Origin of the sequence: Undibacterium sp. 5I1 (assembly GCF_034314085.1) — a bacterium.
Classification (GTDB): Bacteria; Pseudomonadota; Gammaproteobacteria; order Burkholderiales; family Burkholderiaceae_D; genus Undibacterium.
The window spans coordinates 351,744-368,450 of record NZ_JAVIWI010000001.1 but is presented as its reverse complement, the minus strand read 5'-3'; the positions used below and the strand labels follow the sequence as shown (position 1 = coordinate 368,450).

The following is a 16,707-nucleotide window of genomic DNA, read 5'->3' as shown; positions in this document are numbered from 1 at the left end:
TGGTTAGGCACATTCTGATAGATCAATATTAGATTTCCATCCGAAAGCGGCGATGTTTAAATGGATGCGGTATTAATCGCGACGACATAACGTACCGGGCGGTTACTGGTGTTTTGATAAACGATTGCACTGTTCTCATCCATCGCCAGACAATCGCCGCTCTCCAGATGATGGTGCACATCACCCCAAATAATTTCCAGCGAGCCATCCAGTACCCAGATCTGCTGATGTATCCCGACTTCACGCAAACCCGCTGCATAAGACACTCTCGCACCGGCAGGAAACTCCACCTCAACCAACTGAATAGACGAACGGAAATGCGGCGGTGAAATATTCCGGCGACGATAACCTGACTGTGGATCTATCCACAGTAATTGCTCCTCGCGCCTTACTAGTGGATTAGCATCAGGCTGCGGCTCTTCAAAAAACGAGGCTAGCGTGACACCCAGACCAAACGACAATTTATCCAGGACTACCGCTGTCGGACTGCTCTCCCCGCGCTCAATCAAAGAGATCATAGAACGACTGACGTTCGACTTGGTCGCCAGTGCATCGAGCGACATACCGCGCTCAGCCCGCAGGCTGCTCAGTCGGTTTGCAATGCGCTGATTAATGTCCGGCGGTTGAATAGTTTTTTGGTCTTGCATAGTGTGGGTAGATTAATTATCTTGGTTAATTTCTTTCATAATGGATTTATTTTCCAATTTATTGGATATTGTGTCAATCGATTTATTTGATAAGCATTTTTGCGCTGCAATGGGTTAAATGCGTAGATTCCCGACAAGATATCTGAGCATAGGAATTAATAACAACACAAGACTATCAAAGCAGCAACTCGGGACGTTCCGTAACATCCAAGCTCAATTGATCATGTTAATGTTCGTGCTCACATCAGCACCACGTCATCCAGCAATCGTTCTATTACCGAGGTTTTTTAATGAAAAGTGTCTTACGTTTTCTTGGGTTTTGTCTTTTGGGTTTGATTGCATTGATAGCGATAGCTGGTCTGCTATTTGGCTACTTCATTTACTCACCTGAACCAGAACTTCCAAAGCTGTCTGGCACACTGGCTAAGGAGTCCATCGAAGTGAGTGGACTCAAGCGTACATACTTGACCTACGTACCGCAAGGGCTGGCAAAAGGAGCGCCGCTGGTGATGGTGATGCACGGATCAGGTGAAGACGGCGCGCAAATTCGGATTGATACCGGGTATGGATATGAACGTCTCGCCGACCAATATGGCTTCGCAGTCGTCTACCCTAACTCCTACAGTTTTGACTGGAATGACTGTAGCAAAGTTGGTGACTTCAGCGCAAACGGGCGCGAGGTAGACGACGTTGGCTTTTTAAGCGCACTGGCCGACAAGCTGATCACAGAGATTCATGTCAACCCAGATCGCGTGTTTGCAACTGGTGTTTCGTCTGGTGGTTTTATGTCGATTCGCCTTGCGCTGGAGGCGCAGTCCCGGTTTCGCGCGATTGCAGCTGTATCCGCAAACGTACCGTCACCCGAGAATTTTAAATGTCAGCCTGCCCAGCAACTTGCGTCCGGTAATTCAGGTATATCAGTCATGATCATGAATGGCACCAAGGACCCGCTGGTCCCGTTCAATGGCGGAGAATCCAGCCTCCTGGGCTTGTTTTACAAGGGTGGCAATGTGCGCTCATCTCAAGAATCCGGTCAATATTTTGCCGACCTCAATCACCTCACCGGGAAACCAGTAACGAAGCTGAGCACAGCGGCAGACGGTGTGAATGTCGAACAGTTTTTATGGCGTAACGATACTAAAGTGGAAGTAGAGCTGGTTGCGATTCAAGGCGGTGGGCATGGACTGCCGCAACCCTACTTCCGTCGTCCGCGATTATTAGGGCCGTCACCTATGGCACCGGATGGCACCGCAATGATCTGGGCTTTTTTTGAACGACAATCATCGCTGACGCAATAAAATGAGCTCAGTGATAAACAAAAATCTCACGCTAACGAGGAAAAACCCATTTGCACATGATCTGATTTCATCAAAGTAGTCACTTCGGTTAATATGCTTGCACTTTCTATTCTTACGCTAAAAATCTTATGAAAATTGATAAAGACACCGCCGTCACCCTGCGCTTTACCGTGGCCGAGATCAACGGCAAAGTCATTGAAAACGGCAAAACCCCGATCGCTTATTTGCACGGTGGTTATGACAATTTACTGCCAAAAATAGAAGCTGCCTTGCAAGATCAGGAAGTCGGTTTTAAAGCCACCCTGGATCTGGCGCCAGAAGATGCTTTTGGTCTACGTGATGAAAGTTTGCTGAGAACAATTTCCAAGAAAGATTTCCCTCCTGGTGTCAAAGTAGGTGCGTCTATGCAAGGACATACTGACACGGGTGAGGAAACCATTTACACCGTACTTAAAATCAAAGGCGATCAGGTAATGCTCGACGCCAATCACCCGCTAGCGGGCAAATCCTTGAGTGTAGGTTTGCAAGTATTAGGAGTACGCGCAGCGACCGCGGAAGAAATTATGCATGGTCATGTACATGGCGATCACGGGCATCAGCATTAACACTAGAGAGGCAGCATCACTAAATTTAGCGCGCTGCTGCCGCTTTAGTTTGTATTTCCGGTGAAGTGCGTCATGCGCACCGATGGATAAAACTTAAACTGATATTGGTTAGTCCGCGTAACTCACTCAAGCACCCTACAAGAATTGACTTCATTTAGACGCAATTTTCATCACGTTGACTGACACGTCTCAACAACTCAAATATCACCACAATTTTGCCAGCGGCATAACCAATCCGGTGAATAAAGATAAATCTGATGATGCCTTATTCAGACCTTTAGCAAAACCAAAATCAATCGTCAGTTTATTACTCGGGCTGTAGGTTAACGCAGCCAAAGCTTGGGCAGTATCGTCAGTGCCGCGTCTGCGTGTGCCACTGAGTTCTGCCGTGACACCCCAATTTTCAGTGACGGCTATTGATGCCGATGTTGAAACACCTGTTTGTGTACTGGCAGTACCGGGATCGACCAAGCCCAAACGTGTAAAATTTAGGTTGGCGTCTATATGCAGTTTGCCGATGCCTTTACTGTAAATCCCATTCACGCTGTAATCTGTTTTGCCATTACCGATCGTATTTTTAGCAGTGAGGACTTTGACGCCAAACTCCAGTCCAAATGCAGTGTCGTCATTCATCAAAAAGGCACGCTTTAATACTAGCGTGGTATCACCCCAGCCGCGCTCACGGTTGCCCTGATCGTCCAAAGACGAGACTAAGGCCTCGCCACCGACTAGCACACCCCATTGCGGATTAAACGCCAGCTTTAATTGGTAAGGCAAACTATCTCGTCTGGTTCCATCTTGCTTGGTGCTAAGCAGACCCAATTCCAGTTCTAATTGTCCTGGAAATGGTAATTGCGCTGGACTCGATACCGAGGGGCGGTACGGCGTAACCTCTTCATCATCGGCGTAATCATAAACGCAACAACTCGTTACAAGAATTATTTGCTTACTTTAACTGGCAACTCAGGCATCTTCTCATCAAATGTAATACGTGTTGCAAACTTGGCACGCTTCATCGGAAAACGTGAGTGGAAGTGACGTACATTGCCAGAACCAGAAATAACACGACGTACAAACTGATAATAGGCATCCATGTCAATAACATGAATAACCAGGAAGTAATCGTATTCGCCAGACACAAAATAACACTGCATCACTTCAGCTTCTTTGTTCATTCCCGCTTCAAATTCTTGCATATGCTCATCAGACTGATTGATCAGCGATACCTCTAAAAAAGCCAGCATGCCATATCCCAGTGCAAATGGATCAACCATAGCTACTTCTGCACTAATTACGCCGAGCTCACGCAACTCTCTTATACGCCGCAGGCAAGTTGGTTGTGAGATATGGAGCTTGTCTGCCAGAACCCGGGTAGGTATCTGATTATCCTTCTGTAACAGGTTCAAGAGCTTGCGATCAACCTTGTCGAGTGAGCGATATTGAGGCATATAAAAATCGTCTTATTTATGAAAAAACAAAAGAAAATAGCTTTGCTTATTAATTTTTCTGTTGTACCTTTTGCATATTCAGTTTTCTGAATAAGTCAGAGATGCAGTAATGTTGTCCTACTTTTTTTAAACCTTAGGAGTATGTTCATGTCGTTCAAAATTAAAATGATTCCACTGGCTGGCGCAATTGCTTTCGCCTTCGCTGGTACTGCGGCTGCTCAAGAACAAGTTATTAAAATCGGTCACGTAGGCCCTATTTCCGGCGCGATTGCCCATTTGGGTAAAGACAATGAAAATGGTGCCAAAATGGCGATCGAAGAACTGAATGCTAAAGGCACGATGATCGATGGCAAAAAAGTTAAATTCGAACTGCTGACAGAAGATGACGCTGCCGATCCAAAACAAGGCACAACCGTAGCACAAAAATTGGTCGATGCAAAAGTAAATGGCGTGATCGGTCACTTGAACTCTGGTACGACAATCCCAGCTTCTAAAATCTACAACGACGCAGGCATCCCGCAAATCTCCCCATCTGCAACAAATCCAAAATACACACAACAAGGCTACAAAGGCGCGTTCCGCGTTGTTGCTAATGACGGTCAATTGGGTGGCACTTTGGGTCGTTACGCTGTGCAAATTAACAAAGCTAAAAAAGTAGCTGTCATCGATGACAAAACGGCCTACGGCGAAGGTGTTGCGGCCGAGTTCATGAAGGGTGCTAAAGCCAAAGGTGCTGAAGTTGTTGTTACTGAACATACGACTGACAAATCGACTGATTTCAGCGCGATCCTGACCACAATCAAAGCGAAGAATCCAGATGTGATTTTCTTCGGCGGTATGGATGCAGTTGCAGGTCCGATGTTGCGTCAGATGAAAGCACTTGGCATTACTGCTAAGTTCATGGGCGGCGATGGTATCTGTACTACTGACTTAGTGAAACTGGCTGGTGACGGCATTGGCGAAGGTCAAGTTGTCTGCGCAGAAGCCGGCGGTGTTTTAGATGCACAGAAAAAAGTGTTGGATGACTGGAAAGCAGCTTACAAGAAGAAATTTGGTCTGGACGTTCAAATCTACGCACCGTATGTATACGATGCTGTGATGACGATGGTTGATGCGATGCAACAAGCTAAATCAGCAGAACCAGCAAAGTACCTGCCTTTCCTGGCTAAAATCAAGCACAAAGGTATTACTGGCGACATCGAATTTGATGCTAAAGGCGATATCAAAGACGGTACATTGACTTTGTACACATACAAAGGCGGCAAGCGTGAGTTGCTGCAAGTTGTAAAATAATTCGAGGCTATCGTGATTTGCACAGGCTGATTCGTCAGTCTATTTCATAAAAATGCGACCAAATAAAAACGCTGCAAACCTCAAAGGCTTGCAGCGTTTTTTATTTCTCAGTTACATTATTAAAAACTGATAAAGCAATATGATCTAAACCACTTGTAAAACTAGGATTATATTAATCTTAAAACGCTCCTGTGTCATATTCAGGGCTCAGGCAAAATTACTTGGTCGACAAAACCCACTTAACTAAAGTATGTGCCTCAGCTTCAGACACCTGTGGATTAGCTGGCATGGGAACTGCTCCCCAGACGCCACTACCACCAGCAATCACTTTTTTTACCAAGGTGTCTTCTGCTGTTTTGTCGCCAGCATATTTTTTAGCGACATCTTTGTAAGCGGGACCCACAACTTTATTAGCAACAGCATGACAAGCCATGCAGTTTTTAGATTTTGCTAATTCCATATTGGCCAATGCCGCACCAGAAACCATCATCGTAAAAAGTGCACTTACCGCTAATAAAGACTTGTTCATTACTTTCTCCAAGTTAGAAAATTTGTTGCTCCATTTTACTGCGTTTTGCTTATTTTGATACGCTGTGTCCAGCATAGAACGTGTCGGCTAAACATAAGGTTGACCATAAGTAAAATTACTCCTAATATCTGGCAAAAGGAGCCATCATGCCTCTCATCATTCTAGTTGCGTTGTTGTTTTTACTTAAATATTTAGAAGTCGGCTTTTTAGCGAATATTTCTTGGTGGTGGCCAGTCGGCCTAGCTGTGTTTGCTTTTTTATGGTTTGAATATTTCGAACGTATCCTGGGACTGGATAAGCGAAAAGATCACCAGCATTTTGAAAAAATCAAAAAAGAACGAGTCAAGCGGACGTTTGAAAAGAAAAAATAAACTGTCTGCGCACCTAACTAAGACCTTTCTTTTCTCAAGCATAAAATAAACTTTTATCCAGGTTTTTTTTGAATTGGTCAGGGATGTCGACGCACCAATAATCTTGTACTGCGTAAATACTTTTAGTAATATCTTTTAATCGTCAAGGTATTTATTGGGCAATCGATACTATTCCTTAAAAAAAGGGGGAGTATGTTAATTTCAGTACATCAGTCTGTACCAGATTCAGCGTAATCTCAAATGCAAAAAACATTTAACTTGTTGAAATCCCTGACTAATTTTTATCCACCAAGCCTAACCAATTTGCGTGAAACCATCTATAGATTAGCTGATTCATGCATCGATCAGATGCGGTCCATATGAATCTGGAATTACGACAACTACGTTATTTTCTCGCGGTAGCAGAAGAAATGCATTTTGGTCGAGCTGCGGCTAAATTACACATGACGCAACCACCGCTGTCACAAACTATACAAGCGCTTGAAGCTACTCTTGGCACTGCTTTATTTACCCGCAGCACTCGTAGTATCGCGCTGACCGCTGCCGGGCTAGCACTGCTGCCAGAGGCACGCCGCATACTTCAGCAGGCACAGGGCTTGCCCGCACTAGTACAACGCGCAGCCGCCGGTGCTAGCGGTCATTTGTCGCTGGCATTTGTGTCTATCGCCGACTACAGCATCTTGCCACCCTATCTGCGAACATTCCGGCAAAGTCATGCGGCTGTGCAGATTGAACTGCGAGAGGCAACCAGTGATGTTCAATTAATCGCTCTGGAGAAAGGTGAAATCGATGCTGGCCTGATCATCCCGCCGATACCAGATCGTTTGCGTAATCTGTTAGCCTACCAAAAAGTCTTGTCCGAGCCGTTGATACTAGCAGTACCGGAAAGCTTTGCGACAAAAACACACGACGTCTCACTATTGGATTACCAGCATCTGCCTCTAATTATTTTTCCACGCAAAATTGCGCCAGCTTTACATGACTTAATACTTGGCTGCTTCCGAGAACTCGGGTTGACCCCGGCAATTAGTCAGGAAGCGATACAAATGCAAACCATCGTCGGCTTAGTCTCCGCTGGCATGGGCATCGCGCTTGTGCCACAATCTGTCTCGAATTTAAAACGTCCCGGTGTGACTTACCTAAGTCTGCCGCAAACTAGCCATGTGGTAGAAATCGGCGTGGCATGGCGTAAAGATAATACGTCTCCCGTGCTGCAGGCTTTTTTAACCGAGATTTTCCGTTAGGATTTGAGCTAATGGCAGATGCACTTTTCGAGGCAGTTTTGATGTGAGTTTGTTGTAACTAAGGCGCTCATGGCTAGCCGTGAGCAACGAAGAGCATCAAAAAATGACCGTAAATGCGCCGCCAGCACTCAAATAGCACCTATGGTGCGTCTAATGAAAAATCTCGGTTCACCTTATTACAAACGAAAGAGTAGCTATGCTGATTCACCCCAACCCAGATCCAGTAGCATTCCATTTAGGACCTGTTTCTGTACACTGGTATGGACTGATGTATCTGGTCGCGTTTATACAATTTGTCTTGCTAGGCCGGGTACGCATTCGCTCACCGCATATTGCAGCTCAGGGATGGAAAAACGAAGACATTGATGACATGCTGTTTTATGGCGTGCTTGGTGTTGTCCTGGGCGGGCGCATTGGTGAATTTCTGTTTTACCGGCCAAGTGAATTGATCAGCAATCCCTTAGAAATACTGATGGTCTGGCATGGCGGCATGTCATTTCACGGCGGCTTTATCGGCGTTTTGATTGCGATGTTCTTCTGGGCGCGCAAAGTGGGTCGACCATTGGTGAATGTATTTGATTTCATCGCGCCGCTGGTGCCGCTAGGCTACGCTGCGGGGCGCATCGGCAACTTTATCAACCACGAACTACCAGGTCGGATTGCTTCAGCCGATTTACCTTGGGCAATGCAATGGCCTGGTGTGGATCACCTGGTACATCCGTCGCCAATTTATCAGGCCTTAGTGGATGGATTGTTGCTGTTTGTTATTTTATGGATATATGCCCGTAAAGCGCGGCCACCTCTGGCTGTCGGCGCAATGTTTGTAATGCTGTACGGCTGCGCACGATTTTTTACCGAGTATTTCCGTACGCCGGATTGGCAAGTGAACCTAGCAGGCATGACCATTTCTGCCGGACAAATACTTTCGCTACCAATGATTATTGGTGGACTGGTGATACTGGTGTTTGTATATAGAAAATCAGCTAAAGCCTAGGTAACATTATTACGGCATTATCGTAGGATTAATCTCTGATCGAAAACGATAGTGCCGTTAAAAAGCTCAGTCCAATAACTTCATGATGACTGCCCATTCTGCGGCAGTCACTGGCGTGATCGACAAACGACTCCCCTTCTGTAGTACCAGCATATCTGCCAAGGCCCCATGAGTGCGTAGCTCTGCCAGGCTTAATAAACGCGTCTTGCGCAATGCCCGGATATCCACCATCATCCAGCGCGGATTTTCTTGCGACGCCTTGGGATCAAAATAATGACTTTGCGGATCAAATTGTGTGTGATCGGGATACGCGCTGCTCGCAACTTCAGCCAGCCCAGCAATACCAGGCTCTGCGCAACTGGAGTGATAAAACAGTACTCCATCACCAACCTTCATTGCATCACGCATAAAGTTACGTGCCTGGTAATTTCGCACGCCAAACCAGGCTATCGAGGATGCAGATAAAGCGTCATCAATGCTCACTTCATCCGGCTCGGACTTCATTAACCAATACGCCATAACAATATACTCCCCGTAAATTTTTAAAAAAATGCCTTATCGTCCAATGATTACTTGGACGATTAAAATATACATATATGAGTATATTAAATACCAAAGCATCTTAGTTGCATCTTGGCCTAACGATATCTAAGAGCCGACCAAGTGGATATTGGCACAACACGACAAGCAATACTAAAGGAAAATTAGTTTCTAAGACGTTGCACCGTTAGACAAGCTCGCATCACCTTTGCTCAGTCAAACGTCGAAAAAACAAGCCTACAAACAAATAGGACTTACGCAAAATTGTCCCGGCAAGGCACAGCGATGACAGTACATTAGTACGGCTAGTCGCTGCAACGCTTTGGGGCGGTTTTGCGTAAGTCCCAATAAAAAAGCACTCACAGCAAACGCTGTAAGTGCTCTGGAATAAGTCCCCACCAATGCCGCTATGCCGGCATCCTGAACCAGGAGGTTCAAGTTGGCCACAGTCGGTTCAACTTCGGGTTCATCGGACTAGCGACGCTCACACCTGTCGAACAATTCCCGCAGCCTGTGCACATAAATGGTTCAAGGAATATATGGCACTGGCGAACACGGTAGGGAATCTAAGTTTACTCCTATCCGCGATGTCGTACAGCTTTTTTTAACTCTTTTTGATTGATTAAACCAATACAAGCACGGTTCAAAATAGATTTTCTTGGGGTGTTAGTGCTTTGTCCAAGACCTCATGCATATGATTAATTTTTTGCTTGACGTCTGCAATCGACAATCCAGACAAAGGCCCCTCTGGCGATTTGGTCGATAGCAATTCTGCCGTAACACCCAAAGCTGCCATTACTGCGATTCTGTCGTTACCTTTAATCTTGGCGGCGTCGCGGATGGTGCACATTTTTTCGTTAAGGTAAGCGACTGCAGCTAGCAATGCTTTGTCTTCACCTTCTTTACAGCTGAGCTTATAGGCTTGTCCCATGATGCTGACATCTAGCTGGATCACATTGTCTTTCATGCGGCATCCTTATCTGAATCGTTCTCAACTGGTAATTGCGCGAGCAAAGCTGTTACGCGTTCGTGTGCTTCATCCATACGTTGATGCATCTCACCATTTTCTTCGGTCAGAGCAACGATATCGCGCCGTAGCTCAGCGTTCTCAAGGCGTAAAAAATCGGTCAGCTCTGCGAGCCGTGCGACTTTTTCAGCAAGTAATTCAAATTCAGAATTCATCTCGTCACTAGGTTGGTAAAAACATGGCAAAAACGCGGAAAGAGCGCGGGCTAAACAATACCAACTAAATTATAAATTGAAACGTCACTTTATAGCATTTTCTACCAGAGCACCGTCACTTAATATCAAGGCCGCTTTAATTTTTTTATCCTTATGCAACTCGCGCAGCGCATCAGCGTAGGTTTGTAATTGGGTCTGGTAGTCTAGCCGCTCAGATTCTAACAAAGCCCGCTTGTAATCGAGAATCCATATTTCGTCTTTAAAAACGACCATTCGGTCCAGACGTAAAAGTTGTTGCTGGAACAAAACATCCATCTCATTGCGGGCATACACAAAATGGGCAGGATTAAAGTATTTTTCCAGCGTCGCCTGACTCAATATTGCTAAAGCTTGCTGACGTATGGTGGCCGCGATACTACTAGCACAAGGCAGCCAGGCAGCAATCGCCTCCGCCTCGGGAACAACGACAGGCCATGCTTGTACCTGATTGGTCAATCGCTCTAATAAGGCATGTAGTGCAATGCCCTCCAGCTGCGCGTCACTTGGGACTGGTTCACTCTCGGCTTGGGGCAAAGTCAGATTGGGCGGATTAAATACTTGCAAACTAAATTCGCCTTGCGATTGCTGCACTAATGCAGCGTTGACCGGCACATTCACTTGGCCTACTTGTTGCAGCCGATCATACCAACTATCTTGAATCAAGCCGATGATGACATCCCCGCCTTCATCGATCACGGCGCTCTTCGTTTTTTTGTCGCTAGCAATACCACTGAGTATCAATAAATTTTTAGCGCGAGTGGCGGCGACGTAAAGCAAGTTCCAGTTCTCTTGTGCGGCTTGCGCCTCCTCTTGCGCGAACAATGCATCCCGCGCTGCACCACGCTGATCCTTGCGTCCGAAGACAGAAAAATGTCTGGCATCGCCTTCTTGTAATGGCCATTGGCATAAGATGCCGACCTGATCTTTGGCGGATTCGCTATGGTTAGCATCGAGTACAACAACGACTGATGCCTCTAGCCCTTTGGCACTATGGATGGTTAATATTCTTACTGCGTCGGCTGCATCATCTACTGCCGACTCATCAGGCGCATCGCCTTCCCCTCCATTTCTAAACACATTGAGGGCCGCAATAAACTTAGGCAAGCTAGGATAGCGCCCCGCGTCCATGTTGAGCGCCAGTTCTAAAAAGGCGTGAATATTCCCTATGACTTGATGTCGCTCCGCCGGACTAGCAAGCTGTGCGTAGCGCGACAGCAATTCGCCCTGATGCAAAATCCGGTCAAGCAAATCATGTACGGGCAAATCATGTGCCGCTTGCATCCAGTCTTGCAATAACCGTGCTGCCCGGACAAAAACTTCCTGCGCTACCACCGATGCTGATGCTGATAATGCACTAGCTTGCAAACGCTTCCACCACGACGCTTCTGATCGCTGCGCTAACGTGATCAGGTTGTCGTCAGTCGCAGAAAAAATCGGCGACTTCAGCACATGTGCCAACGCACGGTTATCGCCCGGCGTCATCAAAAATCCTAATAAAGCGATCAGATCTGCAACTTCCAAGGCTTCCAGCAAACCACCTCGCCTGCTGGATACAAACGGAATACCAAGTTCACGCAGAGCATTTTCATACGCAGCCAGATGAGTACGGCGCCTGACCAATAACATGACTTCTGACCAAGGTAAGTTCCCCAGTTGCTGCCGCGCCAATAGCAGAGCTTGTGCGACCTGACGTCCCTCCTCCATGCGACGACTATCCTCTTCTTCAATCATTGGCGTGGTGAAGGGATTACGTAAAGTACGGTTTGAAGATTGAGTCTCGCCGCTAATATCAGAATCTTCTTTACCTTGATTCATCGTACTAATCGATGCACTGATTAAGGGTAAACGCCATACTTCACCCATCGCTGTAGAGGCGCTGGTTTGTGGCAGATAGATTTTATTTTGACGCATGCTGTCATTCAAGACAGACACAATCTCGGGCGCATTTCTGCGAGTCTGATTGGTGCGTAGCAGTTGTGCGCCATGCTGCGCCAACATTTGTCTTGCAGCAGAGAACACGCGTGGTTCTGCACGGCGAAAACGGTAAATTGACTGCTTAGGATCACCAACAATGAAGACGGTTGGCCGCGCCACGTCGTTGCCATAGGCATCTAGCCACGCTTGGACGATGCCCCACTGTAAAGGATTGGTATCCTGAAATTCGTCCAGCAAAATATGCTTGTAACGCGCATCTAGCCGGCTATGTAAATATGCTGCGTATTCCTCGTTACTTAGAAGCCTGTAGGCTTGCCATTCCAAATCGGCAAAGTCAAATACTCTCTGATCCGATTTCAAAGATTGATAGCACTCCAGATAAGCTGCACCGACTTTAAACAAGGCCTGATTAATGGTGAGCACCATTTTTTCACCGCTACGCCGACGCAATAATTTAAGCGTTTCTGCAATGACAGTACACTCATCATCAAAGCTGGCAACACTATCTGCACCTAGCCATTTTTCGATTGCGATGAGTAAATTTTTTGTTTTTGTATTGGATCTATTTTTGCCATCAGTACCAAAAAACTCATGGCATAAGGCATCAAAGCTGTCTAAGTTCGTACCTGTGCTCATAGCAGTTTCTATCGCAGTTGCACGCTTTTGATTGGTCGCGGTACCCTGCCCTAAACATAATGCGATTGCATTAATACGCTGACATAGTTCTTGATCATCCCACAAGGCCAATCGTGGATCGACCTCTGCATCAGCGCCACAAATCTCGCGCAGCCAATCCAAGGGATCGCCTTCAAGCCCATGTTGATTGGATGCCCACCATTCCGCACGTTTATCTAAAAATGCATCCAGCATTTTTTTGGTGTTGAAATCACCTAACTCTTCGTACAAGAGTAATAAGGCATGACGCACATCCTGATTCTCGGCATCAGTCAGGGATTGCATCAGCTGCGCATAAGCTTCTCTTTGCAAGTCAGCAGTTGCCTCTAGCAAACTAAAGCCATGGGGCACGCCTGAGGCCAGCGGTGCTAACTGGATCAGGCGTCCAAACCAGCTATGAAAAGTGTCCATCGCTAACACTTGCGGGCTGGATAAAATCTTATCGTAAAGACGTCGCGCTTTAGGCAACATTGAGGGAATATCGTTTTGCTGTATCCCACGTTCTGTCAACAATTGAATAGCCGCAGTCTCATCAACTAAGGCTAACTCGCGTAACAGTGCCATCAGGCGCTCACGCATTTCTTGCGCAGCTTTGCGGGTAAAGGTAATCGCCAATAACTCACCCGGCTCAGCGCCAGCCAGCAACAGGCGCAACATACGCGCTACGAGTAACCATGTCTTGCCACTACCAGCACAAGCCTCAACTACTACTGACAATTGTGGATTACATGCGGTGGCAGTGAAGCTTACAGTGTCGCTGCCATGTCCGTTAATTTCATAGGCTTGAACATCGTCGTTTGGTGAAGAATGGGACGACGAAGGTGATAATAGTGGGGATAACAACGGGGACAAGATCGGCGATAACATCATGACCATGCTCCCTTGCGGCATAGTCCACGCATTTCGCAATACTGGCAGACCGATTCTGTACCTTGTGCTGGCAGTGGTGTGTTATCTCTGATTGCCTGCATATTACTTTTGATATCCACTTCCAATACATTCGTCCAGTCGCTAAAATTATCGGCGGTGGCGGCACCAATTTTGCCTTTGTCTAATTCCAAAGCAACATAGCTTGCAGCAGCAACAGTCTGATTTGCCAGCAAACCATAAAAGGGTAATTGCTGATCCTCGCCTTCTTTTAAACGTTTCATTAATGCGGTTTGTGTTTTAGTTTTGTAATCCAAGACCGCATGTTCACCGTCTTGGTTTTTATCAATCCTATCTATCCTTCCCCGCAAAACGATGTTCGCGTTTTCACCTTGGTCGGACCAGATCAAAGTACGCTCGCGCCAATCCTCACCGATTTCAAATTGCCAGCCATCTGCCTCGCGCTGATTAGCCCAGGCGACATATTCAGGTATCACTTTATTCCAGCGCACGCTATATCCCAAGGCTGCAGGACTGCGCTTTAAAATATCGTCAAAACGTTGGGTAGAAATATCTCTCAGCAATTGGATTCTGTCTTCCGGCTGATGCCCCGATAATTGATCGTGGTAAGTTTTAAGAATCGCGTGCAACCAATCGCCGTAGTCACGTTTTTCGGGCATGTCTGACAATTCATCCAGCGCATCCAGCCGCAACATCCGTCGGGCAAAAAACTGATAAGGACATGCGAGCAAGCTGCTATATCCGCTGGAGGACAAGGTAGTTGGCGCTAATATAGCGGCGACTGGGCGTGGTTGTTGTAGGGTTTCTGATTGCAGATTCACAGTCGACAACATCGGATGATGTTTGAGAAGCGCCTTGCTGCCATTGCGCTCCAGCGCCAGATTCAATTGCGCCAGCCAAGGACTCACAGGATTATGCTCCCCTTGCTGCTGACCTTGCCATGACAAAACCACTTCTGGATTGGATAGCAATAACTCGGTAAAGTCTCTGAGCTGTTGTTGCTGCCTTTGCTCACGGGTCGTCAAACCACATTCGCGTCTGACCGCATTGGTAAAAAACAAAACTTCCTGTGCTTGCGATGGCAAATGTGCGGCATCTGCACCAACCAGCAACACCGCATCAAATCGTCGCAAGCGAGCACCATTCAACGGCAACATAAATACGCGCTTATCTATTCTGGCGGTGATATAAGGTGCATTTTCCAGCTGTAAATTAATAAAGGCACGCCACTCCGAAAAGGAGAACGTTGCCTCCATCTGCTGACAATCCTCCGTCAACGCTTGCAATAACTGAATAATTTGTGAGCCTGCACTGTCGGCTTGCAACTGCGGATGCATGCCTGACTCGTAAAGCATCTGTATGCTTGCCCGACTCCAATCAGAGATACTTTTACGTCCGCTGAATCCTGCTGCCTGACGCGCAAGCGCTGCGATCCATTTGCGCTCGTCGGGCTTACTATCCAGCGTGGATAAAATCGCCTCCCAACCACCGAGAACGTTAGCGCGACGCAAGGCCAGTTCGATATGCATCACCGCATCGGCCTTCGCATTCATTTCAATCACCGCATCGGTCCGAGCGGCGTCTTTTGCAGATGCACCAGACAGGCCGCCAGGTAAGTAAGGCGACTTCAACAGATCCAGCAATGCCATCGTATCGGCACGTGTGGCAACCACCTCAAACCAAGCGGCAATCGCGGCAGCAGCGCGGGTCGTCGAGAGTTTCCAGCCAGTTTCATCTGCAACAAATACCTGTGCTCTTTCTAATAAGGCCCGAATACGACGCGCCACCACACGGTCTTGTGCGATCACTGCAATGCTCTGACGACCCGCCTGTAACCAATCAATAATAGTCTGCGCGCCTTGCTGCGCCTCGTCTTCAAGCGAACTCGCCTCACATAAGCGAATATGCGATACGTCGGCCTGATCCAGGGTAAATTGCTGCGGGCCGCTGTTAACATCTTCAAATAAATTCGGCCAGGCAGATGCGTATGGCTGCGTAATGGATGTGACGCGCCAATCCAGCAAGATCATTAAGAGTTTTTTCTTTTTAGAATACACATCTAAAAACGCTTGCTCCAGTGCGTTCGGTGCAGTTGGGCTGATCCAGACTAAAGGTTCCTGCGCTTGCTGCGCAATACGCAGCCATTGCTGATGCGTTTGTCCGATGGCGTCATGTTCATCCAACTGACTTTGCCAAATAGTCCAGACCAGTTGCGCTTCTTCCGATAAGATTTTCTGCGTTGGCTGCGGCAACTGTGCCAAGGCAGTATGCCAGCGCTGTGCCGTTTGCTCTCTGTCATCTAGTACGGAAGCTAACAAGGCCTGCGTCAGCTCATCCGATAAGTTTAATAAAGTCTGCGCCAGGGGCAGCAAGTCCGTATTGCGTCTGGCAGTAAATAATTTTTTTAGCCAGGCATGCTGCCTCAACTCGGCATACAAACTCATCAGACGCTCGCTCGGTGCGCTGACTCTTTTATGGGTTTGTGGCGGCAACATCTCCACCCAGGCAAACATAGTTTGTATGCGAGGTGGAATAAAATTAATCTGCAGCTCGTGTGCCAGTGCTTTTAAAAATAATTGCGCATGTTCAAAAGTCGGCACCACAACACGCACAGCAGAATAATCATTAGCCGATGTCAGCGGCCAGGCTGGCGACACAACATCAAGTACAAAGCGATGCGCAGCTTGTTGCCAGAAGTTGCCGGATGCCGCAATAAGCTCAGTGGAAGATCGCATGGAGTTTCAAGAATTTTCGTGATTTTTTAGTAAATGACAAGCTTTAGATAAGCGCATTTTATGCGACAGACTACGCAATTTCAGAGCTTGATCCCACTTTTATAAAAAATAGGTTATTATTTGACGCGTAGTTTGCCACTAGACATCACTGAATCCAGTGTTGCACCGTTCAAAAGCATTGAATTTGTGCAGATCGCCTCCAGATATTAATTGTTCTACCGGAAGCGTCATCATCGATGATGTAGATCAAAGATCCTACCAGTCGATTTCAGTTATTATTTCTG

The 16,707-nt window shown here is 46.9% G+C and carries 15 protein-coding genes and 1 other RNA gene; 6 read left to right on the top strand and 10 right to left on the bottom strand.

Annotation, left to right across the window (positions count from 1 at the left end):
* Positions 1 to 56 precede the first annotated feature (56 nt).
* Entirely contained in the window at positions 57 to 647 is a 591-nt protein-coding gene (locus RGU72_RS01570; RefSeq protein ID WP_322118070.1) for a helix-turn-helix domain-containing protein, read from the bottom strand.
* A gap of 290 nt (positions 648 to 937) precedes the next feature.
* Between RGU72_RS01570 and RGU72_RS01565 the strand changes: the two genes are divergently transcribed.
* Entirely contained in the window at positions 938 to 1,945 is a 1,008-nt protein-coding gene (locus tag RGU72_RS01565) for an alpha/beta hydrolase family esterase (protein WP_322118069.1), read from the top strand.
* A gap of 128 nt (positions 1,946 to 2,073) precedes the next feature.
* Positions 2,074 to 2,550, top strand: a complete 477-nt coding sequence (locus RGU72_RS01560) for a peptidylprolyl isomerase (protein WP_322118068.1) — start codon at positions 2,074 to 2,076, stop codon at positions 2,548 to 2,550.
* A 204-nt stretch (positions 2,551 to 2,754) separates the two neighbouring features.
* Here the strand turns inward: RGU72_RS01560 and RGU72_RS01555 are convergent, their stop codons facing one another.
* A complete protein-coding gene (locus RGU72_RS01555; RefSeq protein ID WP_323492716.1) occupies positions 2,755 to 3,372 on the bottom strand; it encodes a transporter in 618 nt (205 codons plus the stop codon).
* A gap of 116 nt (positions 3,373 to 3,488) precedes the next feature.
* On the bottom strand, positions 3,489 to 3,998 hold the full coding sequence (locus RGU72_RS01550) for an Lrp/AsnC family transcriptional regulator (protein ID WP_322118067.1): 510 nt from the start codon (positions 3,996 to 3,998) through the stop codon (positions 3,489 to 3,491).
* A gap of 147 nt (positions 3,999 to 4,145) precedes the next feature.
* On the opposite strand from RGU72_RS01550, the gene RGU72_RS01545 reads away from it, so the two are divergent.
* A complete protein-coding gene (locus RGU72_RS01545; RefSeq protein WP_322118066.1) occupies positions 4,146 to 5,291 on the top strand; it encodes a branched-chain amino acid ABC transporter substrate-binding protein in 1,146 nt (381 codons plus the stop codon).
* Between the two features lie 217 nt (positions 5,292 to 5,508).
* On the opposite strand, the gene RGU72_RS01540 is transcribed toward RGU72_RS01545, so the two are convergent.
* Entirely contained in the window at positions 5,509 to 5,781 is a 273-nt protein-coding gene (locus RGU72_RS01540) for a c-type cytochrome (protein ID WP_416200144.1), read from the bottom strand.
* A 185-nt stretch (positions 5,782 to 5,966) separates the two neighbouring features.
* Here RGU72_RS01540 and RGU72_RS01535 point away from each other — a divergent pair, with 185 nt between their 5' ends.
* The 3 genes from RGU72_RS01535 (at position 5,967) to lgt (ending at position 8,429) form a co-directional block, all read left to right on the top strand.
* Positions 5,967 to 6,191, top strand: a complete 225-nt coding sequence (locus RGU72_RS01535) for a TIGR04438 family Trp-rich protein (protein WP_322118065.1) — start codon at positions 5,967 to 5,969, stop codon at positions 6,189 to 6,191.
* 359 nt (positions 6,192 to 6,550) lie between these two features.
* Entirely contained in the window at positions 6,551 to 7,435 is an 885-nt protein-coding gene (locus RGU72_RS01530; RefSeq protein WP_322121524.1) for a LysR family transcriptional regulator, read from the top strand.
* A 196-nt stretch (positions 7,436 to 7,631) separates the two neighbouring features.
* A complete protein-coding gene (gene lgt / locus RGU72_RS01525) occupies positions 7,632 to 8,429 on the top strand; it encodes a prolipoprotein diacylglyceryl transferase (protein ID WP_322118064.1) in 798 nt (265 codons plus the stop codon).
* Positions 8,430 to 8,495: 66 nt separating this feature from the next.
* Here lgt and RGU72_RS01520 read toward each other — a convergent pair whose 3' ends face one another.
* The 6 genes from RGU72_RS01520 to RGU72_RS01495 form a co-directional block, all read right to left on the bottom strand.
* Complete coding sequence (locus RGU72_RS01520) at positions 8,496 to 8,948, bottom strand: EVE domain-containing protein (RefSeq protein ID WP_322118063.1); 453 nt, start codon at positions 8,946 to 8,948, stop codon at positions 8,496 to 8,498.
* 409 nt (positions 8,949 to 9,357) lie between these two features.
* Positions 9,358 to 9,536: non-coding RNA, 6S RNA (gene ssrS / locus RGU72_RS01515), on the bottom strand.
* Positions 9,537 to 9,612: 76 nt separating this feature from the next.
* The gene (locus RGU72_RS01510; protein WP_322121523.1) at positions 9,613 to 9,924 is read right to left on the bottom strand and encodes a cell division protein ZapA; all 312 of its coding nucleotides are present in this window, start codon (positions 9,922 to 9,924) and stop codon (positions 9,613 to 9,615) included.
* A gap of 8 nt (positions 9,925 to 9,932) precedes the next feature.
* Positions 9,933 to 10,151: a DUF904 domain-containing protein gene (locus tag RGU72_RS01505; RefSeq protein WP_322118062.1), complete on the bottom strand. Its 219-nt coding sequence runs from the start codon at positions 10,149 to 10,151 to the stop codon at positions 9,933 to 9,935.
* An 84-nt stretch (positions 10,152 to 10,235) separates the two neighbouring features.
* The gene (locus RGU72_RS01500) at positions 10,236 to 13,691 is read right to left on the bottom strand and encodes a UvrD-helicase domain-containing protein (protein WP_322118061.1); all 3,456 of its coding nucleotides are present in this window, start codon (positions 13,689 to 13,691) and stop codon (positions 10,236 to 10,238) included.
* Positions 13,667 to 16,423, bottom strand: a complete 2,757-nt coding sequence (locus RGU72_RS01495) for a PD-(D/E)XK nuclease family protein (protein ID WP_322118060.1) — start codon at positions 16,421 to 16,423, stop codon at positions 13,667 to 13,669. Before RGU72_RS01495 ends, RGU72_RS01500 begins: the two co-directional genes overlap by 25 nt.
* Positions 16,424 to 16,707 lie beyond the last annotated feature (284 nt).

Bases quoted from the DNA above. Each gene is read 5' to 3' on its own strand.
- RGU72_RS01570 (WP_322118070.1), bottom strand. From the start codon at position 647: ATGCAAGACCAAAAAACTATTCAACCGCCGGACATTAATCAGCGCATT.
- RGU72_RS01565 (WP_322118069.1), top strand. From the start codon at position 938: ATGAAAAGTGTCTTACGTTTTCTTGGGTTTTGTCTTTTGGGTTTGATT.
- RGU72_RS01560 (WP_322118068.1), top strand. From the start codon at position 2,074: ATGAAAATTGATAAAGACACCGCCGTCACCCTGCGCTTTACCGTGGCC.
- RGU72_RS01550 (WP_322118067.1), bottom strand. From the start codon at position 3,998: ATGCCTCAATATCGCTCACTCGACAAGGTTGATCGCAAGCTCTTGAAC.
- RGU72_RS01545 (WP_322118066.1), top strand. From the start codon at position 4,146: ATGTCGTTCAAAATTAAAATGATTCCACTGGCTGGCGCAATTGCTTTC.
- RGU72_RS01540 (WP_416200144.1), bottom strand. From the start codon at position 5,781: ATGATGGTTTCTGGTGCGGCATTGGCCAATATGGAATTAGCAAAATCT.
- RGU72_RS01535 (WP_322118065.1), top strand. From the start codon at position 5,967: ATGCCTCTCATCATTCTAGTTGCGTTGTTGTTTTTACTTAAATATTTA.
- RGU72_RS01530 (WP_322121524.1), top strand. From the start codon at position 6,551: ATGAATCTGGAATTACGACAACTACGTTATTTTCTCGCGGTAGCAGAA.
- lgt (WP_322118064.1), top strand. From the start codon at position 7,632: ATGCTGATTCACCCCAACCCAGATCCAGTAGCATTCCATTTAGGACCT.
- RGU72_RS01520 (WP_322118063.1), bottom strand. From the start codon at position 8,948: ATGGCGTATTGGTTAATGAAGTCCGAGCCGGATGAAGTGAGCATTGAT.
- RGU72_RS01505 (WP_322118062.1), bottom strand. From the start codon at position 10,151: ATGAATTCTGAATTTGAATTACTTGCTGAAAAAGTCGCACGGCTCGCA.
- RGU72_RS01500 (WP_322118061.1), bottom strand. From the start codon at position 13,691: ATGCCGCAAGGGAGCATGGTCATGATGTTATCGCCGATCTTGTCCCCG.
- RGU72_RS01495 (WP_322118060.1), bottom strand. From the start codon at position 16,423: ATGCGATCTTCCACTGAGCTTATTGCGGCATCCGGCAACTTCTGGCAA.